The sequence below is a fragment of the Gluconobacter sp. P1D12_c genome, assembly GCF_018812105.1.
GTDB classification, from domain to species: domain Bacteria; phylum Pseudomonadota; class Alphaproteobacteria; order Acetobacterales; family Acetobacteraceae; genus Gluconobacter; species Gluconobacter oxydans_A.
Genome location: NZ_JACSIQ010000881.1, coordinates 1 through 357 on the forward strand (window position 1 = coordinate 1; position 357 = coordinate 357).

Sequence of the window (357 nt, forward strand, 5' to 3'; positions counted from 1 at the left end):
AGATCCTGGTGATCCAGACGTTGAACAATTTGTCTGATGAGCGGACGGAATATCTGATCAACGATCGCCTGTCGTTCATGCGCTTCCTTGGGCTGGGGCTTTCAGATCGTGTTCCTGATGCCAAAACACTCTGGCTGTTCCGTGAGCGCCTGACGCAGGTGGGAGCGATCGAGGGTCTGTTCAACCGTTTTGACGCGACCCTGCGGCACGCCGGCTATCTGCCGATGTCGGGCCAGATCCTGGATGCAACGCTGGTGGCGGCTCCAAAGCAGCGCAACACGAACGCCGAGAAAGCCGATCTCCGGGCAGGCCGTATTCCCGAAGACTGGCAGGACAAGCCGTCAAAGCTGTCGCACA

Annotated in this window: 1 protein-coding gene; it reads left to right on the forward strand. The window is 58.5% G+C overall.

Annotation, left to right across the window (positions count from 1 at the left end; translation table 11 throughout):
- Window positions 1–357 (forward strand): transposase (locus KP705_RS19630; protein ID WP_215765526.1); only part of this gene is annotated, 357 nt, incomplete at both ends.